Here is a 20553-nt window from a genome sequence, read left to right as displayed (position 1 = left end):
AAAGGATAACAAACATGATGAAGATCACCGCTCTTGCTCTGCTATTGGCAACGCCGCTCGCGGCACACGAACCCGGGATCGGGCCCAATGGCGGCATGCAGGTCGACGCCGGCCCCTACCGCGTCGAGGTCACGACCGCAGGCACCCTCGTCAACGTCTTCGTCACGATGGATGACGAGAGCGAGCTGGACACGTCGACCCTGTCCGGAACAGCCATGCTGCTGGTTGACGGGAAGCCGCTGCGCGCCACGTTGGCACCTTCGGAGCCCGGCGTCCTCTCCGCCGATACCGACACGGAACTGCCGCAGGAAGTTTCGGGCGCCGTCCAGATCACCGGTGCCGATGGAGTTTCGGCGCAGGCCAAGTTCTGAGCGCGCCGTATGACGACCGTATCCGCGATACGGAACGCCGGCAGAGACCATGGGTTGGTCTGGCCACTGATCTCAACAGCAAGGAGAACCTGAAATGAACTTCGCAAAGACGAGCTTCGCAGCAGCCATTGCGGCAACCACCTTCGCCGGACCTGCGCTCGCCCAGGACGCCGAGTTCCGCCTGCCGGAGCAATGCACGGCGGCCGCTGCCTCGGGAGCGATGGACCACGCCAGCATGGGTCATGGCGGCGCGCATGCCGATCATGGCGGCGCGATGGACTCCGGCATGATGGAGATGATGGGCATGGGCGGCATGAACCTCGACACCATGCCGGAACATGTCCAGGAGAACATGCGCCGAATGATGACCACGATGCCGGCGATGCACGAGGGCATGATGAACGAGGACCCCGACGTCGCCTTTGCCTGCGGCATGATCGCCCACCACCAGGGCGCCATCGACATGGCCGAGGTGCTGTTGGCCCATGGCGAGGACGAAGAGATGCGCGCCCTGGCGCAGGAGATCATCGACGCGCAGGAGGCCGAGATCGAGCAGATGACGACCTGGCTGGCCGAGAACGCCAACTGATCCATCCTCGAGCCGCGCGGCATCGGCCCGCGCGGCTTCGGCCGCATCAGCCGGAGGGACGTTCGTCCGGCATCAACGAAAATCCTGACGCCGCCCTTGACCTTCCCATGGTGGGAAGCCCCATATCGGCTCCACAAGCGTGATGGAGCTGGTCCATGAATATCGGAGACGCCTCGGCCCGCTCGGGCGTGTCGGCCAAGATGATCCGCTATTACGAGCAGATCGGCCTGATCCCGCAGGCCAGGCGCACCGCCTCCGGGTATCGCGACTATGCCGAGGCCGACATTCACATGCTCCGGTTCATCGCCCGGGCGCGGGACCTGGGCTTTCCGGTCGCGGAGATCACGGATCTTCTGGATCTGTGGCGCGACACCGGCCGGCGCAGCGCGGATGTGAAGGCGCTGGCGCAGGCGCGGGTGCGCGAGCTTCGCCAGAAGATCGCGCACCTCCAGGAGATGGCGACGACGCTGGAGGATCTGGCCCGGTCCTGCGCCGGAAACGACCGACCCGACTGCCCCATCCTGCGCAGCTTGGAGGCGCCGCCACGCGGGGGCCTGAGCAAAACCGAGGATCAGGCGCAAAGCCCCACCCAGTTCAACGGAAGGATCGCATCATGATCGACAGGCGCATGTTCATGACCGCGCTGGCAGCGGCTCTGGCCCCGGCACCGGCCGCCCTGGGCGCCACCTCCGCCGCGGACAGTCCTCTCGTGAAGGTCGTGCGCTCGCCCGACTGCGGCTGCTGCGGCGCCTGGATTGACCATCTGCGTGAGGCGGGCTTCGTTGTGGACGTCACCATGTCCGACGACGTCGCGGCCTTCAAGGAGCAGCACGGCGTTCCTCAGGCCCTGTGGTCCTGCCACACCGCCCTCGTCGAGGGCTACCTGATCGAGGGCCATGTTCCCGCCGAAGCCATCCGCGCCCTGCTGGACCAGCGGCCCGAGGCGGCGGGTTTGGCCGTTCCCGGCATGCCCATCGGCTCGCCAGGGATGGAGATGGGCGATCAAACCGAACCCTACGACGTCATTGCCTGGAGCGCGTCCGGCACCAGCGTCTTCGCACAATATTAAGGCTTTCCCATGACAACCCTCGCACCCAAGACCGCAAGCCTGCACCGGATGGTGATGACCAAGCACATGTGCCCCTACGGGCTCAAGTCGCTCGATCTCCTGAGGCGCCAGGGCTACAGCGTCGAGGATCATCACCTGACGACCCGCGCCGAGGTCGATGCGTTCAAGCAGCAGCACGGCGTCCAGACCACGCCGCAGACCTTCATCGACGGCCAGCGCATCGGCGGCTATGATGATCTGAGGCGGCACTTTGGCAAGACCGTCCCTGACAAGAGCGTGCCCACCTACCGGCCGGTAATCGCGCTTTTCGGAATGGCTGCCGCCATGGCGCTGGCGACCAGCTGGGCGGCCCTCGGGCAGCTCTTCACGGTCGCTGCGGCAGAATGGTTCGTGGCCTTCGCGATGTGTCTTCTGGCCCTCCAGAAGATGAAGGACGTGGAGAGCTTCGCGACCATGTTCCTGAACTACGACCTTCTGGCGCAGCGATGGGTGCGCTACGGCTATGTCTATCCCTTCGCCGAAGGGCTCGCGGGCGTCCTGATGGTTGCGGGCGCGCTCATGTGGCTGTCGATCCCTGTCGCCCTATTCATCGGCACGATCGGCGCGGTGTCGGTCTACAAGGCCGTCTACATCGACAAGCGCGAGTTGAAATGCGCCTGCGTCGGCGGCGACAGCAACGTGCCCCTGGGCTTCGTATCCCTGACCGAAAACCTGATGATGATCGCCATGGCCCTCTGGATGCTGACGAAGGTCACGCTGCTGGGGCACTGACCGAATGACGCGGGCTTTGTCTAGTTGAGCGCACCTGATGCGAAGTCGGGAAGACCTGTCGAGCAATGTCCGCTTTTCACGATACAGGGTGAATTCACGCTGCATCGCCATCTGGCGGCTTTGTCCGTGCTACGAGCGATCCTGACTCAAGCCAGGACGAAAAGGCTGCGAGTGCAGCGAATGGTAGCTACGTCCCGCAAAGCAGACGGAGCAGGGCGGCGGCCGAGGGGCCGCTATGCGGGACCTTCCGGTCGTTCGCTGCAAGTGCATCATTGAGGATGCCGGAGGACCTACGGGATGCAGAAACCTTCTTAAGATTGCTGCTTCGCTATTGCAGCATGAATTAGGAAAGCGGCCGTTCGGTCTTTCAGCAGTATCCTGAAATCAGCGATGTTTCTTGCTCACGCCGACGCCGCCAGCACTTGCTCTTTCGCGGCGAGGATCTTCGCTGCAATCGGTGACGTGATCATCTGGATCACGGCGAAAAAGGCGGCCGGCACGGCGATCTCGGAGGGCAGGCCGGAGGCGGCAACGAATGCGGCAGCGATGCTGAACTCCTTCTTGCTGCAGGTGAACAGGTAGGCGATCAGCTCTCCTCGGTCCTGCGTGAAGATCCTGGCCGTCATGCTGACGCCGTAGCCGATCAGGTTCAGGGCAAGGGCCGCCAGCGCGATCACGAGCGCATACCAGCCGTAGCCCAGGATGGTTTCGGCGTTCGGACCGACGACCGCCAGCAGAAGCACCAGGTAAAGCACCGAGCCGAGCGCAGGCCATGCAAAGTCAAACTGGGATACCGATGACAAGAAGCGTGTCCGCAACCAGACACCGATCACGGTCGGCACCACCACGATCAGAACCAGCTCCGTCACCACAGTCAGAACCGGCACGTTCAACTCGATCCCGGTCATCCACAGGAATAGAAACGGGATGATGAAGGGCGAAAGCGCGGTGTTCACCGCGTTCAGCACTGCCGCGAGAGCCACATTGCCACGGGCAAGCAGAACCAGTAGCGGCGCGGACACATCGGTCGGCAGCATCCCAACCAGCGTCTGGCCCGCTGCCAGAGGACCGCTGCCGAAGAAGGCGCGGCCGGTCAGCCAGCCTGCCAGCGACATCGGGCCGTAGACGAGGCCGATCGCCCAGAGCTGCCGGCCGGGTTTGCGGAACACGATCTGCACGGCCTTGGCATCGAAGATCAGGCTGATGACCAGCATCAGAAGGGCGAGAAGCGGGCTGATGCCGGTCTCCAGCGCGATGCCGACGGACGGCACCAGCAAGCCGAGAGCGGCCGCGAGAACTGCCAGAAGCAGTAGGTTGTTTTCGATGAAGCCAAGGATCTTCCGCATGTCAGCCGTCGTGCCCCGGATTCGCGGAGTGACAGCCTTCGCCATGGTGCGCATGGAGGCAGTTCTCGTGGTTGCTCAGGACCTCGATGACCTTGCAGCTTGAGATCGTGCCTTGGGCGCATTGTGCCAGCATGCGCTCCAGTTCCTGCTGCAAGGCCTGGAGCCGCGCGATGCGGTCCTTGACGGCTGCGAGCTGACGGCTGGCGATGACATCGGCTGCCGCGCAGGACATGTCGGGTCGGTCCGACAGGCTGAGCAGCTCCCTGATGTCATCGAGCGGAAAGCCCAGCTCGCGGCTATGGCGGACGAAGGCGAGCCTTTCCTGGTGTTCCTTCCTGTAAAGCCGCTGGTTGCCCGCACTGCGCTCCGCCTCCGGCAGCAGGCCGATCTCTTCGTAGTAGCGGATGGTCGGCACCTTCACGCCGGTGGCCGCGCTCAGTTTTCCGATGCTCAGCATGAGAAACCTCTTGAACCTCTAGTTGCTAGAGATCCTATCTTCCGGGCTCGATGAAGGAAAGAGCTTGGGCGGGATGCAAAATGGCAGCGGAAACAGCAGAGCGGCGAGAGTGGACGGTGACCGGCATGGACTGCGCGGCCTGCACGACGAAGGTGGTGCGGGCCGTCGAGCGGCTTCCGGGTGTCAGCAACGTCAAGGTGGCGCTGATGACGGAACGGCTGTCGCTGAATTTGGTGCCGGGCAGCACTGAACCCGAGGCCATTGAAGGCACTGTCCGCAAGCTGGGCTTCGGGATCGCTCCGAAAGGGCAGCAGGCTCCGCGTAAGAAGGCCTTCGTGCTGCCGGATGCCGGCCCGGCCCCTCGGGCAGAGGATGGCGCGGCCGATGATCCTGACTTGGTTGCCCCCGTCCACGATGCGGCACCGGCTCTGCAGGACAAGGTCTGGCATCAGACAGCGAAGGGGCGGCTTGTCATCCTAACGGGCGCGTTGCTCGCGATCGCATGGCTGATCGAACTGATGACCTCTGCCGAGGCCGGATATTGGGCCTTTGTCGCAGCGTGCCTGATCGGCGTCGCGCCGGTGGCGAGGCGCGCCTTCGAAGCATTGCGTATGGGCCAGCCCTTCACCATCGAGGGTCTGATGACCATCGCTGCCGGAGGCGCGCTGCTGATCGGTGCGGCCGAGGAAGCGGCGCTGGTCGTCTTTCTGTTCGCTGTGGGCGAGGTGCTTGAGGGTGTAGCGGCCGGAAAGGCCCGGCAGGGCATCCGGGCACTGGCAGATATCGTGCCGAAGACTGCGCTGCTGGAAGTGGCTGGTCAGACACGGGCCATTCCCGCAGATAGCCTGCAGATTGGGCAGAACGTGCTTGTCCGCCCCGGCGACCGTATTCCTGCGGATGGCGAGATCATCGACGGCACCAGCGGGGTCGATGAAAGCCCGGTGACCGGCGAAAGCATGCCGGCGACCCGGACCGTAGGCGATCCGGTCTTCGCCGGCTCGATCAACACCGAGGCCGTCTTGCGCGTCCGCGTCACCCGCGAGCCGAGCGACAACACCATCGCCCGCATCATCCGCCTGGTCGAGGAGGCCGAGGAGGCCCGCGCGCCCACGGAACGGTTCATCGACCGCTTCTCGCGCATTTACATGCCGGCCATCGTCGCGCTGTCGGCTTTGGTGATCGTGGTGCCGCCGCTCGCCCTCGGGCATGACTGGACCACCTGGATCTATCGCGGCCTGGCGCTGCTGCTGATCGGTTGCCCCTGCGCGCTGGTGATCTCGGTTCCGGCCTCCATCGCCTCGGCACTGTCGGCGGGCTCGAAGCGCGGGCTCTTGATGAAGGGTGGTGCCGTCATCGAGGCGGCTGCGAAGGTCAGGCATGTCGCCTTTGACAAGACCGGCACCCTGACGCGCGGCGCACCGGTGGTCACCGACCTGCTTCCTGCTCCGGGCGTGAACGAGGCTGAGCTGCTGGCCGTCGCCGCCGGCGTGGAAGCTGGCTCAAGCCACCCGCTGGCGCTGGCGATCCTTCGGCGCGCGGAGGCCGCAGCCGTGCAGGTGCCGGCGGCGCGCGATGCCCGTGCGCTGGCAGGGCGCGGTGTCGAAGCTGTCGTGGACGGGGCACTAGCCTGGGTTGCCTCCCCCTTACATGCCGCAGAGGACGGCGGGATCATTGAGGCGGCCCTGCCTCGGGCAGCGGCGCTGGAGAACGAGGGCAAGACGGTCGTCGCCGTTTATCGCAAGCGCCGGCCCCTGGGGCTGATCGCCTTGCGGGACGAGCCGCGGGGCGATGCGGCCGAGGCCATCCGGCAACTGGACGCCTTGGGCATCAGTGCGACCATGCTGACCGGCGACAACGCCCGCACCGCGGCCGCCATCGCCGGAGGTCTCGGACTTGGCTTCCGGGCGGGGATGATGCCCGAGGACAAGCTGGTGGCGATCCGCGAGTTGAACGGCAAGGGCAGCGTGATGATGATCGGCGACGGCATCAACGACGCCCCTGCGCTGAAAGAGGCGCATATCGGCATCGCCATGGGATCGGGCACGGACGTGGCACTCGAGACTGCCGACGGGGCGATCCTGCGTGACCGGGTGAGCGATGTTCCGGCTCTGATCCGGCTGGCACGGGCGACGATGCGCAACATCACGCAGAACGTGGCGCTGGCGCTCGGACTGAAGGCGGTGTTCCTCGTGACGACGATCCTTGGCATCACCGGCCTCTGGATCGCCATTCTGGCCGATACCGGCGCGACCGTCCTGGTCACGCTGAACGCCCTGCGGCTGCTGGCCTTCAACCCTGCCCGGGAGGCTTGAGATGCTCGGACAGGGTGGATGGATAGGCCTTGGTGTCGTGGCGATGTATCTGACGGCCTTTGCCTGGGGAACGGCCGAGGCCGCACGTGCCGCCGGGCGGCCAGTCTGGCTGTTTGGACGAGCGCGGGGGCTCGAGCGCCTTGCCGCATTCGGTTTTCGCCTTGCGTTTGCGCTGGCGCTTCTTGGGCCGCTGCTATGGCTGGCCTTTCCGGCGCTGCACAAGCTGGACCCGCTTTGGACTGAAGGCCGGTATCAGCTGGTGGGGGCCGCAGGTGCTGTTCTTGCAGCAGCCGGCGCAATGCTTGCTTTTGCCGCACAGATGTCCATGGGCTCATCGTGGCGTGTCGGTGTGGCCGAGGGTGCAACAGGGGCTCTGGTTTCGGGCGGGCTTTACCGCTTCAGCCGCAATCCGACCTTTCTGGGACAGTTCATTCTGTTGACGGGAGTTACTCTTGCGATCCCGGCTGTTCCGACACTTCTTGCGCCGCTGCTTTTCCTCTGGTCTGCGGCCACGCAGATCCGCTCAGAGGAACGTGAGTTGAAGCAGGCGCTTGGCGCAGACTACAGCCGTTATCTGGCGACCGTGCCGCGCTGGATCGGCTTTCACAGGAGAACCTCAAGTTGAAGGCTGCTCTGACCATTTTCGGAATCGCAGCCACGGCGCTGGTAGATCAGGCCACGAAGGCCGTGGTGCTGTCACTAATCTCTCCAGGTCAGGTCCTGCCGGTTCTACCGGGCCTCGATCTTGCGCTCAGCTTTAACGAAGGCGCCAGCTTCGGCATGATGTCGAACCTCATGGAGGGCAGGCCCTTGCTCATGGCGGCGCTGACGAGCGCACTTGCCCTGATCTTTGCCGTTATGGCGTTTCGCAGCGACAATCGCTTTGAGCGCACCGGCCTTGCCCTGATCGTGGGCGGCGCCCTTGGCAACATCATCGACCGGTTGCGGCAGGGTGCCGTGACTGACTTCCTGAGCCTCTACTGGCGTGACTGGCATTGGCCCACCTTCAATGGGGCCGATATCGCGATCACGCTCGGCGCGCTGATCATTCTCATCGCCATGTTTACCACAGGCCGCAAGGAGCCGCTTCTTGACCGCAACTAAGACAAGCCGTGTGACCCGGGACGAGCTTACCCTGCTGGCGGCTTTCCTGATCGCCCTGACCGCGACCCTTGGCGCCTTGTTTATCGGCGAAGTCCTAGGCCAGATGCCCTGCGTCCTGTGCTGGTATCAGCGCATCGCCATGTTCCCGCTGACAGTCATTTTGGCTGTGGCCCTGTGGCGGAGCGATGTCGCGGCGCGTGCCTACGCCCTGCCGCTTGTCATTGTCGGGCTTGCTCTCGCGGTCTGGCACTCCGGCCTCTACATGGGCCTGATCCCCGAGACTATTACCCCCTGCACTCAGACTGGCCCGTCCTGTTCCGACAAGGCGCAGATGACGATCCTCGGTCTGCCAATCCCCTACCTCTCGGTTGCGGCTTTTTCTCTGATCGGCCTCTGCCTTCTGAACGTGAAAGGATCTCGCCCATGAACCGCCGTGCTGTGTTGCTGGGAACGTCTGCCGCCGCTCTTGCCGTGTTTGGTGGTGGTGCTTGGTATCTGCGTCAGCAGGAAGAAGCAGCCGCCGCGGCTGCCGTGACGCAGAACCCGGAGGCGCTGGTCCGCCCAAATTCGCCCATTCTGGGGCCTGCGGAGGCGCCGGTGACGCTGGTGGAGTTCTTCGACCCTTCCTGCGAGGCCTGCCGTGCTTTCCACCCGGTGATCGAGGATCTGCGCCAGCAGTATCCGACGCAGTTGCGGATCGTGCTGCGCTACACGCCCTTCCACGAAGGCTCGGACGAGGCAGTGCGTATTCTTGAGGCCGCTCGTCGGCAGGACAAGTTCGAGCCGGTCCTGGATGCCTTGTTCGAGAAGCAGCCGGAGTGGGCCATCCATGGGGCGCCCGACCTCGACCGCGCCTGGCGCATCGCCGGCGCGGTGGGCCTGGATCTGGAGAGGGCACAGTCGGACCGACTTCATCCCGATACGACCGCCATCCTGAACCAGGATGTGGCTGATCTCCAGGAACTTGGCGTGCGCGCCACCCCGACATTCTTTCTGAATGGCCGCCCGCTCACCAACCTCAACTTTGATGCCTTACGGGCTGCGGTCGGACACGCCGTAGCCGAGACCAGCTGAACTGACAAAGCCGTGAGGTCGCCTGAAGCTGCTTGAACCTCATGTTGCTAGAGGTGCTAGGGCGCCCGCAAAGGTGGGTGATCGATATGCTGAAGAACATCAGGATTGCGTTGTGGGTCGCCGTTGCAGTGGCACTCGTTGGTGTGGGCGCGCTGCTTTGGCATGCGGATCGGCAGGAGCAAGCCGCCGCGTTCAAGCCGGAGTTTTCCTTGCCGGATGAGGCGGGGACGATCTATACAGCCGCGGACTTCCGGGGCAAGCATGTTCTGGTCTTCTTCGGCTTCACCAACTGCCCGGACATCTGTCCGACCACGATGGCCGAAGTCGCCCAGGTCATGGATGACCTTGGGCCGGAGGCGGCGGAGGTGCAGCCGGTCTTCATCTCGGTCGATCCGGTACGAGACCGGGAAAGCGGCCTTGGCGAATACTTGGAAGCATTTCATCCCAGTATTCTGGGGCTGGCCGGAGACGAGGCAGCCACGCAGGCTGCCGTCGGCAGCTTCAAGGTTTTTGGCGAAAGACATGAGGATGCCTCGGCGCCGGGGGGCTACACCATGTCGCACAGCTCCAGCCTTTACCTGCTTGGTCCGCGCGGGGATTGGTTGCGCCAGTTCGAGTATGGCACGCCGGCCGACGACATCACCGCTGATCTGAAGGAACGCCTCTGACATGCTGAAATCCACTGCCGCAGCACTGGTGCTTGCCACCATCCTGCCTGCTAGCGCCTTCGCCGAATGTGTCGAAGTTACTCAAGGCAACATTACGGTCAGCGCCGCCTGGTCGCGCGCCACGATCGGGACGGAACGGCCCGCCGTGTTCTACGTCACCATCCGGAACGACGGCGGCTCTGATGAGCGTCTCGTGGGCATCGAAACGCCTGTTGCGGACATGCCCATGCTCCATGAATCAGTGATGGAGAACGGGGCGGCCCGCATGTCGCATGTCGATCAGATCGTGATTGCCCCTATCGACGCGGTAAGCCTTGAGCCCGGCGGCTATCACGGGATGCTCATGGATCTGCAAACCGAGCTCGTGGAGGGAACTACCTTTCCTGTCACGCTACTTTTCGAGAAGTCTGGTCCGGTCACGATCGACACTGCGGTTCTGCCTCTGCGCGCGCGGGAGGCTGCATGCGAAGAGGCGCTCTGATCCGCGGCGGCGCCGGAATGGTCGCGGCGGTCGGCTTCATGCTGGCTGTCGGCGCTTGGCGCAGTGGGGATCTGCCTTGGCAACAGCAGGTTACCGAGACCGTTGGCACCCGCGGGGCCGATCTAGAGTCCATGTCCTGGCAGCTCACCAGCCACGAAGGTGAGCGGGTCAGCCCGCAAAGCTGGATCGGGCAGACCAGCCTTGTCTTCTTTGGCTTCACCTGGTGTCCCGATGTCTGCCCGATGACCTTGCTGAACATCAGCGATTGGCTGGAGGAACTTGGCCCAGATGCGGACGGGCTGGCCGTTCACCTTGTCTCCGTCGATCCCGAACGCGACACGCCCGAGGTGCTGGCCGACTACCTGTCGAACTTCGATCCTCGCATTAGCGGCTTGACCGGATCTCCTGACGAAGTTGCCCGGGCGGCCGATGATTTCAACGCCACCTATCGCCGCGTTCCTCGGGACGATGGCGATTACACGGTGGATCACACCGCTGGCGTCATGGTGTTTGACCCGGACGGGCGCTTGTCGAGTATCATAGACCTGCACGACGACCCGAAATTCGCGGTGCCGAAAATCCGGCGCGCGATGGAACGAGAGGTATAGGCCGTAGCCTTGTTGTCCCGACGGACCCTTCTATGTGCTGCCGCCGCGGCCAGTGCTTTGCCGCATCTGGCCATCTCGGGCAGCCCCGCCCTGATCCACGTGGTCGAGGGCACCGGCTGCGAGTGCTGCAAGCAATGGACTCGCTACCTGCAAGAGAACGGTTTCGAGGTCACGCATGAAGAACGTTTTGGCGTCCTTCTCATGCAACATAAGCTGGACCTTGGGGTGCCCGTCGAGGTCTCCTCCTGTCATACCGGCTCCATCGACGGCTATTTCCTTGAGGGCCATGTTCCTGCTGCCGATATCCGCAAGCTGCTGCGTGAGCGGCCTGATGCACGAGGCCTTGCCGTGCCGGGCATGCCCTATGGCAGCCCAGGCATGGGGCCGGAAAGCAACCGTGAGGCCTATGACGTCCTGCTGATCCGCAGGGACGGCAGTGGCGAAGTCTTCACCCATTATCCTGCAGCATAGTTTTCCTTCACCGTCTCCTTGCTGGACCTTCCCCTGATGCCTAGTCTGAACCGCCGCCACGTCTCGTTAGGTTTGCTCGCTGCTCTTGCCGCTTGTGGGAGGTCAGGGCCGTCCAGCTCACCACTGCCGTCGCGGGCAGGGGACGTCCCACAGTTCAAGCGCTATTTCGGCCCTCCCGTGACGCAGGTGGTGGTCCAGAAGCGGCAGCGCCGAATGCACCTCCTGAACGGGCAGATGGTGCTGAAGTCGTATGACTTCGGGTTGGGAAACCAGCCAATAGGTCATAAGCAGTTCGAAGGCGACGGAAAGACACCAGAGGGCCTCTATTTCGTGGACCGCTTCAACCCGCGCAGCCGCTACCACCTGTCGGTCGGCATTTCCTACCCCAACGAGCGGGACAAGGCTTATGCCGCGCAGTTTGGCCGCGATGCCGGCGGCGACATCATGTTTCATGGCCGAGGCCCTGAAGGGCGTGTCCTGGCTCCCAGAAACAGGGACTGGACGGCTGGCTGCATCGCGATCACCGACAATGAGATCGAAGACGTCTACGCCATGCTGCAACCTCGCACGCCGGTGATGATCTACGCCTAGTATCCGGCGTCAGACACTGCCGCGTCATTGGGGTAATCACCCTGAGGCTGTCTGGATGCCGATGGTGGCGGCAGGCCTTACAGCTTCAGCGCGCTGATTGGCCGCACCAGCTGTTGCAGATTATCCCAAGCTAGCCAGCATGGTCTTGCACTGCTTGGACACGATCTGCAGCGCCGGTTATTCTCTGCTCAACTATAAGACGAGCACGAGGCAGCAGTATGTCCACCCATCGTTTCGATGACCGGAGAAGTTTTTTGCGCGGCCTTGCCGCAACAGGAGCGCTGCTGCCGGCAGTAGCCTATGGTCAGGCGGCCACTGACATGGGGCCCGAGCGCAACCAGTCCTCGTTCCGGACCCGGCACTGGCGCGACTTCTACCCGACGCTTGGCAAGGGCGTCCTGCTGGCAGACGTCACCTCGCGCGCGGTCCATTACTGGTCGGGCGATGAGAGCGTCCACTTCGTCTTCCCCTGCGCCATCCCAATGACCGAGGACCTGACCCGCCGCGGGCAAACCGAGATCGTGCGCAAAATGCCGAATCCGCCCTGGACTCCCACGCCCAGCATGCGCGAAAAAGATCCCACTCTCCCTCAGAGGGTCGAAGGCGGGGCGCCCGAGAACCCACTCGGCAAGTTCGGCCTCTATCTCGCCTGGCCTGCTTATTTGGTCCATGGCACCCACGACACTCGCAAGATCGGACGGCGCTCCTCATCGGGGTGCTATGGGCTTTATAACGAGCATGTCGAACAGCTTTATGCGGTCGCCGAGATCGGTACACAGGTGACTGTTTTCTGATCGCCTTATTCAGGCACTGGTTCGGCCAGCCGCTCTGCGGCAGGACCGTGCCAGCCAGACAAAAGTAGTTTGGCCGAAGGCGAAAAGCTCGAGCTTCACATACATGCTGCACACAGCCTGAGCGGCCGCTTTCGGGCATACGTATCTTGCAAGAGACCGCAGATTGAACGGCAGAGGCAGGTCGGCTAGCCATGCTGCGCCTGCATCGCTGCGGCATCGCGACCGACGGCTATGGGCTCTTCGCGTCGATGCTGCGCGGACTGCTGACCGCCCGCTTTCATCAAGCTGGCAAGCCAGAGAGGCAGACTGCCTGACAAAAAAGGCAGAACTATGTGCCGCACAACAATCGGGCGGGGTTTCTGGCGAGGACCGCGAAGCGGCCCTCTCCTGAAACCCTGCCTTCGCGGCGAGCGACGGGGGGAACCGCCGCAATGGGAAAATCAAACGGACAAGGGGGTGGTGCGGCCCGCAGCGCGAAGCGCGAGGACACGGCCCCGCAGGACGTGCAGTATTTTCCTGTTGCGGTGGGGGTGCCGGGCACCCCTGACGGACAGGCGCGCAGCGCCTGGCCCACCAAGGGCAGGGGGCGTTTGGCTTGCCCAAATCCCCCCTGCGTCTCGATCACCGCGCCCGCGCGGGGATCTCGCTATTCTCTTCCGGCCAGAGCTATCCAGCCTGCCGCCCTGGCGGCTGGCCCTGCATGGCGGCGAGCTGAACGCGCCCCCAAAGAGCGAAGGAAGGCGAGCCGCCTTGTGGAAAGGTCTGGCCGGAACGGATCACGCAATCCCCGCCAATGTCGATTGCGTCTGCGCTGGCATCATCGACGTCGCTGGTGAGGGCTCGACCGCTTCATAACTCTCGTGCTGTGACAACCGGCGCGGGATGCCTTAAAACCGCGCAGTGTGTGCAATCGAGGATGCAGATTTTCGTGTTGAAAACTCCCTACGAACAACTCATTCCGCGCCTCGAACGTGAGGTTTTTGAGAAGGCGCTCGACATGGAGAGCGGCTATGTCCTCGATTTTAGCGACCGGACGTTTAACGACTTCTTCTTTGAGACCGTCCAGATCGACCCTTCCACCAACGTCGGGCTGTTTATCGGGCGCGGCACGTCGAAGGCGAAGAGGTTGAGATGCTTCATCGAGAAGGCGCAGCCGCATCTCGTAGCGAAGGTCTTGCGTGAACTTTGGGAGTATCGGGACGCGCGCACATATGTCTCGGACGCCGCTGCGGAAGAGAAGATCCGCAAGACGTATTTCAACGTAATCGCGCGGTTTGAGGGGCGTGCCGATGAGATCGACACTACCGGCATCGAGGCTTTTGAGCCGTCGGTGACGCTGGAAGAGCTTGTCGCCGCGATCCGGCGGGACCTGGACGCGAAGAAGCCCCAAGCCGCACTGGACCGGCTGCACACCTACTGCATGAAAAGGTTCGCGTCCCTCGTCCGCAAGCACGGCGGCGGGGAGTGCGGGAGAAATGACCCGCTTCACTCGCGCGTAGCGAAATACGTGAATCTAATGAAGAGGCAGCACTCGCTTACGCCGATGTCGGAGCAGATCCTGAACGGCGCAATCGAGAACTTCAAAAAGATGAACCCGATCAGAAATGACCAGTCACTCGCGCACGATAATGAGACGCTCGTGAGCATGGAAGAGGCCAGATTTATCTTCGATAGCGTTACGGCGTTCTTGCGTTTTTCTAAAGCAATCGACGGTCGCCTCTTTAAAGACTGACGCCACCGTTCCAGAGGGAAAGCCGCCGTGTGCAACCTATACAACGTGACGACCACCCAAGAGGCAATGATCCGTCTGGTCGCTGGCCTGACCGACAGGGCAGTCAACCTTCAATCCGGACGCATCTACCCGGACCAGTTGGCGCCGATCATCCGCAATGGCGAAAGCGGCCCGGAGCTGGTGAAGGCGAGATGGGGGATGCCGTCGCCGCGCAGCGTCCTCAAGACCGAGCGCGATCCCGGCGTGACCAACATCAGAAACCTGTCGTCTCCACATTGGCGGCGATGGCTTGGGCGCGAGCATCGCTGCCTGGTGCCGCTGACCAGTTTCTCCGAGCCGCGCGGAAAGGGGCAGGGTTTCCAGTGGTTCGCGCCTGCGGATGGCGGCCCGATTTTCTTCGCCGGGATTGAGACGCGGGGCTGGACGTCGGTTCGCAAGGTCAAGGACGGAGAGACGACGGACGACCTGTTTGGCTTTCTCACCAGCGCACCCAATGCCGAGGTCGGCACGATCCACCCCAAGGCCATGCCGGTCATCCTGACAACCGCAGACGAATGGAACGCCTGGTTGGGCGGTATTGCCGCCGCCGAGCTGCAGCGGCCTCTACCCGATGGCACACTGCGACTGATCGAAGATCCAATCTAAAGCGGCCGCATCTTGGCCTAGGGCGCGGGTTCGATCTCGGTCCTCACACCCAACTCGTGCGCCAGGGCCTCAAGGGCATTGATGCTTGCATCATAGGCTGTGCCGGACTTCGGAAAATCGGCCCGCATCTTCCTGTAGAAAGCGAGCTGGCGCGGCAGCGCCTCGAGTGGATAGGTGCCCGTCCAGTGGAGGCCGGTCATAGTGAAGCTGGTGTCTGTGTGCGTGATCTTCATGCGCAAATCCTGCCTGACGGCGGGGGCAGGGATCAAGGTAGCCACCGCCGCACCAAGCCCCCGCCCGGTTGCCCACAGGCTGACGCTCGATCCCTGTGGTCTCGCTTACAGCCTGCTTCGGCCGCGGGCCTTGACTCCCAAGGTCGTTCCGTCCCCCGGCTGGACAACCGGGCTCCCGCGCAAGCGATCGTCACCCGCAGGGCCGAGACTGGACCCCTGAACCGACTATTGCGGCCCTGCGCGGGCAGGCTCGGAACGAGACAAGCGAGCAGGATCAGGCGCAAAGGAGGGGCAGGGGGGCAGGCTGGGGGCGTAGGCCGGCGCCAGACGGCCTGAGCCTAGAGCGTGGCCCCGGCCAAAAGACGGGATGCGGCCAAGCAATACCTGTTCTTGAAGTGGTATATAAATTGCTGTATATACGATGCATACGCTTGGAGGAATACCGATGGCGATGCTTATCAAGGGTAATGAGATCGACGCGCTTGTGTCCCGATACTGCGCGATGACCGGCCAGACGAACAAAAGCGAGGCGGTGAGACAGGCGCTTGCAGCGCAGATCGCAGCTCTCTCCGCAAAGGAAAGTCTGGCTGATCGAGTAGCCAAAGTCCAGGATCGGGCTGCCGCCGAGGGCTTTGTCTCCGCAGGCGATGATAAGGCATTCATGGATGAAATGTGGGGTGAGGACTGATGTTCCTCGACGCGAGCGCCATCGCCGCCGTCCTTCTGCGAGAAGAAGATGCGGGCTCGATGCTTAAAGCGATGGAGGCCGCACGGGGCAAGCTGCGGTTCTCGCCTGTGGTTCGGATTGAGGCGGTGCTGGCCCTCGTCCGTGGCCGCGTGCAGGCCCGCGGGAAAGGGCCAGCAACGGCCAAGGACTTTGACACGGCAACTTCGCTGGTCGATGAACTACTGACAGAACTTGAAGCACATGAGGTCCACATCACTACCGGCATGGGCCGCGAAGCGATCAAAGCACTTTCGATCTACGGCAAGGTTGTCGGGCATCCGGCGCAGCTCAATATGGGCGACGCCTTGGCCTACGCCTGTGCCAAAGCATATGGCGTGCCGTTGCTATACAAGGGCGATGACTTCAAGAATACTGACTTAAAATAATTTCAACCAATAGATTGTGAGGATTAAGCATGACGGATGAACAGGTGATCTTAACCGCCCGGCTAAACGAAATCCTAGCTGATACTCCAGAACTCGCGGATGTTGAAAGGCGAGATAGAATAGTCTCTGATTTGGTTATCGGGGATGATGACGCCAAAGCCTCTGCGACTGATGAGGTCTATGAGCTTTGGCTGGAAGTTATGTATGTTATGGCAGAAAAGTCGCTGCGTTTATCGGACGAACATTCAGAGGACAGTATGCTCTCGCTTATCGCAGAACGCCTGCTAGAGTCAGGACCCATAAATCTGCTTGAGCGTGGGCTAGCGGCGTGATTCAAACTCCCAACTGTGGGAGGGATCATGAGCGATCTTTACTGGCTTACGGATGGACAGATGGATCGGCTTCGGCCTTTTTTTCCGAAGTCTCGCGGCAAGCCGAGGGTTGATGACCGGCGGGTGCTGAGTGGAATAATCTTCATTCAGCGCAATGGGTTGATGTGGAAGCACGCGCCCTGCGCGTATGGCCCGCCGAAGACGCTATATAACCGCTGGAAGCGGTGGAGCCGAATGGGCGTATTCGCCACGATCATGACCGAGCTGGCGGCACAGGCTCAGAGCACTGAGATCGTGATGATCGATGCGACCCACGCGAAGGCCCACCGGACCGCATCGAGCCTCGCGGTTCAAAAAGGGGGCGCGGGCGCCTGATCGGGCGGACCAAGGGTGGGCTCAACTCCAAACTGCACGTCTTGGCCGACGCGAAGGGCCGCCCGATCGGCATGTTCCTCTCGGCGGGCCAGACCTCGGACTACATCGGAGCACGGGCGCTCCTGTCGTCCATCCCGCAGGCCGGGGCGCTGCTCGGCGACCGGGGCTACGATGCGGACTGGTTTCGCAACGCCCTGATCGGGATGGGGATTTCGCCGTGCATCCCCTCGCGCCGTGGCCGGAAGGTCCAGATCGCGCACGACGCCAACCTCTACCGCCTGCGCCACAGGATCGAGAACATGTTCGCACGCCTGAAGGACTGGCGCCGCATCGCAACCCGCTACGACCGCTGCCCGATCCTGTTCCTGTCCGCCTGCGCCCTCGCAGCAACCGTCATCTATTGGTTGTGAGTCCTGACCCTAAACGCCTTGCGCCTTTTGAACTTTACTTATCAAAACCTAGACTTGGATATACCTAGTTTCCGAGGACTCCTGTTCACTGGCGACCCTAAGTCAGCACGCAAAGCCATTCGTCATATAATGACTATTATTAAAATAGCCGTTGAAAGATTGCGGCGGATAAGAATGGAACGCTATGCGTCTCCGGAGCCATAATAGATGTAGGTTGAAATTAGGCTGCGCCGCGAAGCGGCTCCCGCGCGGATAGCGCACGGCCAGGCGAGGCGGGGGCCGGCTTGCCGGTTCCCGCCTCGCCTGGTCAACTAGAGTGTTAAAAGCGCCCCCGCCAGTGCGAGGGCAGGGGCTAGAACGCGCAGATACATCGTTCTCCGCGCGTCGGGTGGATCTCATAGACAAGAACCTCGATCCCAAGGCGGGCGGCGCGGCGTCTGGCCCGTCGCTCGGCCTCTGCCAAGCTGGCGCAAAGAATGGGCAGATCGTCCGGGTCATCTCGGATTTCGTAGGTGGTCACAGCTCGATCCCCGGCTTTAGGTTTCCGGCCATGTCCAGCCAGCCACGCGCGGTCGCGCAGTCCATGCAGATGCAGGTTCCGACTCTATCCATCACGACAGGGGCAAGATAGACCCAAGGGTTAGTCCTGCCGCATTTGCGGCAGGACAGGTTTGGCAAGGGGTGGGGGCCGCTCATGCTGCCGCCCTTTCGTCCTCGACCTGCTGGCCCTTCATCAGCCATTCAGCCGCCTTCTGCGCCTCGCTGGCGGCCTTGAAAATCAGGCGCCGGTCGTCCTGCAGGGCGCGCAGCCAGCTTTGAACATAAGCGCCGGATTGGCTGAAATCCGGGGTCAGGCCGAGGCGGGCGCAGGTCATGCAGTTGCCAATCTCTGCAATCAGTTCCTCGAACGCATAAGCCTTGCGGTCGGTGAAGCGGGAAAAGCGGTCGAGGCGGCTCTTGTGGCCGGTCCAGTGGCAAGCCTCATGCGCAAGCGTCCCATAGTAGCCTGCGGCGTCGTGGAACGTGGCAATCGGCGGCATGTGGATATGATCTGCGGCCGGGTCGTAGTAGGCGCGCGGGTCGTCGCTGGTGCGAATGTCTGCGCCCGTTGCCGCAAAGAAAGCGTCAAGGGTGGGGTCGGCCTCGGTGCCGAGGTCGCGCGCAGGTTCGGCCGGGGCGCCGTAGTATTCGGCGGGGAGGCCGTCGATCTGCTCCGCGTTGAAAACCCGATAGGCTTTCAGGTAGGGCAGGCGGCGTTCTTCGCCGGTGTCCTTGTCCTCGCGGTCAAAGGTGCCGTATTTCACGACAGTTGCGGATTTCTCGCCCTTGCGGACCTGCCCGCCTGCGTCCTGCGCTTGGCGATAGGTGAACCAGCGCGGCGCGCGATAGCCTTTGGCGTCTGCGGCAAGCCACAGCATCAGAACATTGATGCCGGAATAGGGTTCGCCGTTGCTCCGCAGCGGGAAAGGTGCGCCGCCCTTGTCGCCGGTCCACGGCTTGCGCCATGCCGGGGTGCCCGCCTCGATGCTGGCAATAATGCTGTCAGTGACGTGGGCATAGAGGTCAAACTTCTCAGCCATGTTCGGCCTTCCTTGTGGTGATGCCCGTTCCGGTTTTGGTGCCGATAATCGGGCGGGGTTTCTGGCGAGGACCGCGAAGCGGCCCTCTCCTGAAACCCTGCCTTCGCGGCGAGCGACGGGGGGAACCGCCGCAATGGGAAAATCAAACGGACAAGGGGGTGGTGCGGCCCGCAGCGCGAAGCGCGAGGACACGGCCCCGCAGGACGTGCAGTATATTCCTGTTGCGGTGGGGGTGCCGGGCACCCCTGACGGACAGGCGCGCAGCGCCTGGCCCACCAAGGGCAGGGGGCGTTTGGCTTGCCCAAATCCCCCCTGCGTCTCGATCACCGCGCCCCGCGCGGGGATCTCGCTATTCTCTTCCGGCCAGAGCTATCCAGCCTGCCGCCCTGGCGGCTGGCCCTGCATGGCGGCGAGCTGAACGCGCCCCCAAAGAGCGAAGGAAGGCGAGCCGCCTTGTGGAAAGGTCTGGCCGGAACCTGATCGCGCAATCCCCGCCCGGTTGCCCACAGGCTGACGCTCGATCCCTGTGGTCTCGCTTACAGCCTGCTTCGGCCCCACGCCTGCGGCGCGCGGCTGGACAACCAGGCTCCCGCGCAAGCGATCGTTCCTTGACAACGGTTCGCCCTGTCAACCTTAAACGGCAGGTATTGCGAACTTCCGATTAGGTCGAGGAGCGGGACGAAGCTGCCGTTCGCGATCGCAGCAAGCCCCTCTCAATCGTGATGTGCGTTGATGCGGGATCAAAACAAAGCAGACGGAACTTCCGCGTCGCCATGAGCCAACTCGGCATCCTGAATCATGGTCGTGCCAAGGTCTCCCGGGCCCGACCGATCAAGGCCCGCATGTCGTCCAAGCTGTACTCGCCGAAAGCTCCCTCGTCGCCGGCGATGAAGCTGGGCGTGCCCATCAGCCCCATGTGATCCCCCAAAAGAAAGCTGTTCGTGATGTGTCGCTCCACCTGTTCGGCCTGCATGTCCTGCTGGAGACGTGCCAGATCAAGGCCTGCCTCTTTGGCGGCCTGCATTGCGGTATCGGCACCAGCCCGGCCGCGGATGCCGAACATGGCACGGTGCATCTGCCAATACCGTCCCTGCTGCAGCGAGGCGAGCGACACACGCGCCGCCGCCTCGGAGTCCGCTCCGAACACCGGCCATTCGTGGAACACGACACGCAGGTTTGGATCAGACAGGATCAGGCGATGGATCGGATCGACCATCTTGCGGCAGAAGGGGCAGTTGTAGTCGAAGAACTCGGTCAGCGTCACATCGCCATTGGGGTTTCCGAGAACCGGGGCGGTCGGGTCGTGCTCCAGAACCTGTCTCAGTTCCTCAGGCATGGGATTGTCCCGTGCCGCGAGGGCGACGGTGGGCAGGACCAGCAAGCCGGTGCTGGCGATCAGGAAGTTTCGACGGTGCATTCTTCATCCT

General features: G+C 62.9%; 28 protein-coding genes. 23 read left to right on the top strand and 5 right to left on the bottom strand.

What is annotated here, in order from left to right:
- Positions 1-14: 14 nt before the first annotated feature.
- The 5 genes from BLP73_RS16490 (at position 15) to BLP73_RS16470 (ending at position 2800) form a co-directional block, all read left to right on the top strand.
- On the top strand, positions 15-371 hold the full coding sequence (locus tag BLP73_RS16490) for a hypothetical protein (RefSeq protein WP_090747289.1): 357 nt from the start codon (positions 15-17) through the stop codon (positions 369-371).
- Positions 372-465: 94 nt separating this feature from the next.
- A complete protein-coding gene (gene copM / locus BLP73_RS19940) occupies positions 466-960 on the top strand; it encodes a CopM family metallochaperone (protein ID WP_090747286.1) in 495 nt (164 codons plus the stop codon).
- Between the two features lie 155 nt (positions 961-1115).
- A complete protein-coding gene (gene cueR / locus BLP73_RS16480; RefSeq protein WP_090747283.1) occupies positions 1116-1577 on the top strand; it encodes a Cu(I)-responsive transcriptional regulator in 462 nt (153 codons plus the stop codon).
- The gene (locus BLP73_RS16475) at positions 1574-2029 is read left to right on the top strand and encodes a DUF411 domain-containing protein (RefSeq protein ID WP_090747280.1); all 456 of its coding nucleotides are present in this window, start codon (positions 1574-1576) and stop codon (positions 2027-2029) included. The genes cueR and BLP73_RS16475 overlap by 4 nt, the downstream gene beginning before the upstream one ends.
- A gap of 9 nt (positions 2030-2038) precedes the next feature.
- A complete protein-coding gene (locus BLP73_RS16470; protein WP_090747277.1) occupies positions 2039-2800 on the top strand; it encodes a MauE/DoxX family redox-associated membrane protein in 762 nt (253 codons plus the stop codon).
- Between the two features lie 401 nt (positions 2801-3201).
- Here BLP73_RS16470 and BLP73_RS16465 read toward each other — a convergent pair whose 3' ends face one another.
- Together BLP73_RS16465 and BLP73_RS16460 are read right to left on the bottom strand one after the other, a co-directional pair.
- Positions 3202-4146, bottom strand: a complete 945-nt coding sequence (locus BLP73_RS16465; protein ID WP_090747274.1) for a bile acid:sodium symporter family protein — start codon at positions 4144-4146, stop codon at positions 3202-3204.
- A gap of 1 nt (position 4147) precedes the next feature.
- Entirely contained in the window at positions 4148-4603 is a 456-nt protein-coding gene (locus BLP73_RS16460; protein WP_090747271.1) for a MerR family transcriptional regulator, read from the bottom strand.
- An 80-nt stretch (positions 4604-4683) separates the two neighbouring features.
- Here BLP73_RS16460 and BLP73_RS16455 point away from each other — a divergent pair, with 80 nt between their 5' ends.
- The 14 genes from BLP73_RS16455 (at position 4684) to BLP73_RS16395 (ending at position 15083) form a co-directional block, all read left to right on the top strand.
- The gene (locus BLP73_RS16455) at positions 4684-6915 is read left to right on the top strand and encodes a heavy metal translocating P-type ATPase (protein WP_090747269.1); all 2232 of its coding nucleotides are present in this window, start codon (positions 4684-4686) and stop codon (positions 6913-6915) included.
- Positions 6916-6958: 43 nt separating this feature from the next.
- Entirely contained in the window at positions 6959-7540 is a 582-nt protein-coding gene (locus tag BLP73_RS16450) for a methyltransferase family protein (protein ID WP_245686724.1), read from the top strand.
- A complete protein-coding gene (gene lspA / locus BLP73_RS16445; protein WP_090747263.1) occupies positions 7537-8019 on the top strand; it encodes a signal peptidase II in 483 nt (160 codons plus the stop codon). Before BLP73_RS16450 ends, lspA begins: the two co-directional genes overlap by 4 nt.
- The gene (locus BLP73_RS16440) at positions 8006-8446 is read left to right on the top strand and encodes a disulfide bond formation protein B (RefSeq protein ID WP_090747259.1); all 441 of its coding nucleotides are present in this window, start codon (positions 8006-8008) and stop codon (positions 8444-8446) included. The genes lspA and BLP73_RS16440 overlap by 14 nt, the downstream gene beginning before the upstream one ends.
- Positions 8443-9093 (top strand): DsbA family protein, encoded by a 651-nt coding sequence (locus BLP73_RS16435; protein ID WP_090747256.1) that lies wholly within the window; start codon positions 8443-8445, stop codon positions 9091-9093. Before BLP73_RS16440 ends, BLP73_RS16435 begins: the two co-directional genes overlap by 4 nt.
- Before the next feature lie 86 nt (positions 9094-9179).
- On the top strand, positions 9180-9761 hold the full coding sequence (locus BLP73_RS16430) for an SCO family protein (RefSeq protein ID WP_090747398.1): 582 nt from the start codon (positions 9180-9182) through the stop codon (positions 9759-9761).
- A gap of 1 nt (position 9762) precedes the next feature.
- Positions 9763-10242, top strand: a complete 480-nt coding sequence (locus tag BLP73_RS16425) for a copper chaperone PCu(A)C (protein WP_090747253.1) — start codon at positions 9763-9765, stop codon at positions 10240-10242.
- Positions 10243-10259: 17 nt separating this feature from the next.
- A complete protein-coding gene (locus tag BLP73_RS16420) occupies positions 10260-10850 on the top strand; it encodes an SCO family protein (RefSeq protein ID WP_245686718.1) in 591 nt (196 codons plus the stop codon).
- Positions 10851-10907: 57 nt separating this feature from the next.
- Positions 10908-11321: a DUF411 domain-containing protein gene (locus BLP73_RS19475; protein ID WP_245686717.1), complete on the top strand. Its 414-nt coding sequence runs from the start codon at positions 10908-10910 to the stop codon at positions 11319-11321.
- Between the two features lie 36 nt (positions 11322-11357).
- Positions 11358-11912: a L,D-transpeptidase family protein gene (locus BLP73_RS16410; RefSeq protein ID WP_090747247.1), complete on the top strand. Its 555-nt coding sequence runs from the start codon at positions 11358-11360 to the stop codon at positions 11910-11912.
- Positions 11913-12130: 218 nt separating this feature from the next.
- Positions 12131-12706, top strand: coding sequence for a L,D-transpeptidase (locus BLP73_RS16405; protein WP_090747244.1), 576 nt, complete (start codon positions 12131-12133; stop codon positions 12704-12706).
- Between the two features lie 191 nt (positions 12707-12897).
- Positions 12898-13020, top strand: coding sequence for a hypothetical protein (locus tag BLP73_RS19935; protein ID WP_281179939.1), 123 nt, complete (start codon positions 12898-12900; stop codon positions 13018-13020).
- A gap of 602 nt (positions 13021-13622) precedes the next feature.
- The gene (locus tag BLP73_RS16400) at positions 13623-14438 is read left to right on the top strand and encodes an abortive infection family protein (RefSeq protein WP_245686716.1); all 816 of its coding nucleotides are present in this window, start codon (positions 13623-13625) and stop codon (positions 14436-14438) included.
- Between the two features lie 27 nt (positions 14439-14465).
- A complete protein-coding gene (locus BLP73_RS16395) occupies positions 14466-15083 on the top strand; it encodes an SOS response-associated peptidase (RefSeq protein WP_090747241.1) in 618 nt (205 codons plus the stop codon).
- A 17-nt stretch (positions 15084-15100) separates the two neighbouring features.
- Here BLP73_RS16395 and BLP73_RS16390 read toward each other — a convergent pair whose 3' ends face one another.
- The gene (locus tag BLP73_RS16390; RefSeq protein ID WP_090747238.1) at positions 15101-15316 is read right to left on the bottom strand and encodes a hypothetical protein; all 216 of its coding nucleotides are present in this window, start codon (positions 15314-15316) and stop codon (positions 15101-15103) included.
- A gap of 445 nt (positions 15317-15761) precedes the next feature.
- On the opposite strand from BLP73_RS16390, the gene BLP73_RS16385 reads away from it, so the two are divergent.
- From BLP73_RS16385 to BLP73_RS16375, 4 genes are all read left to right on the top strand, one after another.
- A complete protein-coding gene (locus BLP73_RS16385; RefSeq protein ID WP_175453398.1) occupies positions 15762-16004 on the top strand; it encodes a type II toxin-antitoxin system VapB family antitoxin in 243 nt (80 codons plus the stop codon).
- A complete protein-coding gene (locus tag BLP73_RS16380; protein WP_090747231.1) occupies positions 16004-16429 on the top strand; it encodes a type II toxin-antitoxin system VapC family toxin in 426 nt (141 codons plus the stop codon). Before BLP73_RS16385 ends, BLP73_RS16380 begins: the two co-directional genes overlap by 1 nt.
- A 29-nt stretch (positions 16430-16458) precedes the next feature.
- On the top strand, positions 16459-16761 hold the full coding sequence (locus BLP73_RS19145; protein ID WP_139166001.1) for a hypothetical protein: 303 nt from the start codon (positions 16459-16461) through the stop codon (positions 16759-16761).
- A 27-nt stretch (positions 16762-16788) separates the two neighbouring features.
- A protein-coding gene (locus tag BLP73_RS16375; protein WP_245686715.1) for an IS5 family transposase occupies positions 16789-17546 on the top strand; the annotation gives its coding sequence in 2 pieces (ribosomal slippage) (positions 16789-17125 and positions 17125-17546; 759 coding nt in all).
- A gap of 692 nt (positions 17547-18238) precedes the next feature.
- Here BLP73_RS16375 and BLP73_RS16370 read toward each other — a convergent pair.
- Complete coding sequence (locus BLP73_RS16370) at positions 18239-19126, bottom strand: ArdC family protein (RefSeq protein ID WP_090747228.1); 888 nt, start codon at positions 19124-19126, stop codon at positions 18239-18241.
- Positions 19127-19922: 796 nt separating this feature from the next.
- A complete protein-coding gene (locus tag BLP73_RS16365; protein WP_090747223.1) occupies positions 19923-20543 on the bottom strand; it encodes a DsbA family protein in 621 nt (206 codons plus the stop codon).
- Positions 20544-20553 lie beyond the last annotated feature (10 nt).

Source organism: Paracoccus tibetensis (assembly GCF_900102505.1).
Taxonomy (GTDB): Bacteria; Pseudomonadota; Alphaproteobacteria; order Rhodobacterales; family Rhodobacteraceae; genus Paracoccus; species Paracoccus tibetensis.
The sequence above is the reverse complement of the archived record's forward strand: the minus strand, read 5'-3'. Positions and strand labels throughout refer to the sequence as shown.

Coding starts and splice junctions, on each gene's coding strand:
- BLP73_RS16490 (WP_090747289.1), top strand. CDS start 15: ATGATGAAGATCACCGCTCTTGCTCTGCTATTGGCAACGCCGCTCGCG.
- copM (WP_090747286.1), top strand. CDS start 466: ATGAACTTCGCAAAGACGAGCTTCGCAGCAGCCATTGCGGCAACCACC.
- cueR (WP_090747283.1), top strand. CDS start 1,116: ATGAATATCGGAGACGCCTCGGCCCGCTCGGGCGTGTCGGCCAAGATG.
- BLP73_RS16475 (WP_090747280.1), top strand. CDS start 1,574: ATGATCGACAGGCGCATGTTCATGACCGCGCTGGCAGCGGCTCTGGCC.
- BLP73_RS16470 (WP_090747277.1), top strand. CDS start 2,039: ATGACAACCCTCGCACCCAAGACCGCAAGCCTGCACCGGATGGTGATG.
- BLP73_RS16465 (WP_090747274.1), bottom strand. CDS start 4,146: ATGCGGAAGATCCTTGGCTTCATCGAAAACAACCTACTGCTTCTGGCA.
- BLP73_RS16460 (WP_090747271.1), bottom strand. CDS start 4,603: ATGCTGAGCATCGGAAAACTGAGCGCGGCCACCGGCGTGAAGGTGCCG.
- BLP73_RS16455 (WP_090747269.1), top strand. CDS start 4,684: ATGGCAGCGGAAACAGCAGAGCGGCGAGAGTGGACGGTGACCGGCATG.
- BLP73_RS16450 (WP_245686724.1), top strand. CDS start 6,959: ATGTATCTGACGGCCTTTGCCTGGGGAACGGCCGAGGCCGCACGTGCC.
- BLP73_RS16435 (WP_090747256.1), top strand. CDS start 8,443: ATGAACCGCCGTGCTGTGTTGCTGGGAACGTCTGCCGCCGCTCTTGCC.
- BLP73_RS16430 (WP_090747398.1), top strand. CDS start 9,180: ATGCTGAAGAACATCAGGATTGCGTTGTGGGTCGCCGTTGCAGTGGCA.
- BLP73_RS16425 (WP_090747253.1), top strand. CDS start 9,763: ATGCTGAAATCCACTGCCGCAGCACTGGTGCTTGCCACCATCCTGCCT.
- BLP73_RS16420 (WP_245686718.1), top strand. CDS start 10,260: ATGGTCGCGGCGGTCGGCTTCATGCTGGCTGTCGGCGCTTGGCGCAGT.
- BLP73_RS16410 (WP_090747247.1), top strand. CDS start 11,358: ATGCCTAGTCTGAACCGCCGCCACGTCTCGTTAGGTTTGCTCGCTGCT.
- BLP73_RS16405 (WP_090747244.1), top strand. CDS start 12,131: ATGTCCACCCATCGTTTCGATGACCGGAGAAGTTTTTTGCGCGGCCTT.
- BLP73_RS19935 (WP_281179939.1), top strand. CDS start 12,898: ATGCTGCGCCTGCATCGCTGCGGCATCGCGACCGACGGCTATGGGCTC.
- BLP73_RS16400 (WP_245686716.1), top strand. CDS start 13,623: ATGCAGATTTTCGTGTTGAAAACTCCCTACGAACAACTCATTCCGCGC.
- BLP73_RS16390 (WP_090747238.1), bottom strand. CDS start 15,316: ATGAAGATCACGCACACAGACACCAGCTTCACTATGACCGGCCTCCAC.
- BLP73_RS16385 (WP_175453398.1), top strand. CDS start 15,762: ATGGCGATGCTTATCAAGGGTAATGAGATCGACGCGCTTGTGTCCCGA.
- BLP73_RS16380 (WP_090747231.1), top strand. CDS start 16,004: ATGTTCCTCGACGCGAGCGCCATCGCCGCCGTCCTTCTGCGAGAAGAA.
- BLP73_RS19145 (WP_139166001.1), top strand. CDS start 16,459: ATGACGGATGAACAGGTGATCTTAACCGCCCGGCTAAACGAAATCCTA.
- BLP73_RS16370 (WP_090747228.1), bottom strand. CDS start 19,126: ATGGCTGAGAAGTTTGACCTCTATGCCCACGTCACTGACAGCATTATT.
- BLP73_RS16365 (WP_090747223.1), bottom strand. CDS start 20,543: ATGCACCGTCGAAACTTCCTGATCGCCAGCACCGGCTTGCTGGTCCTG.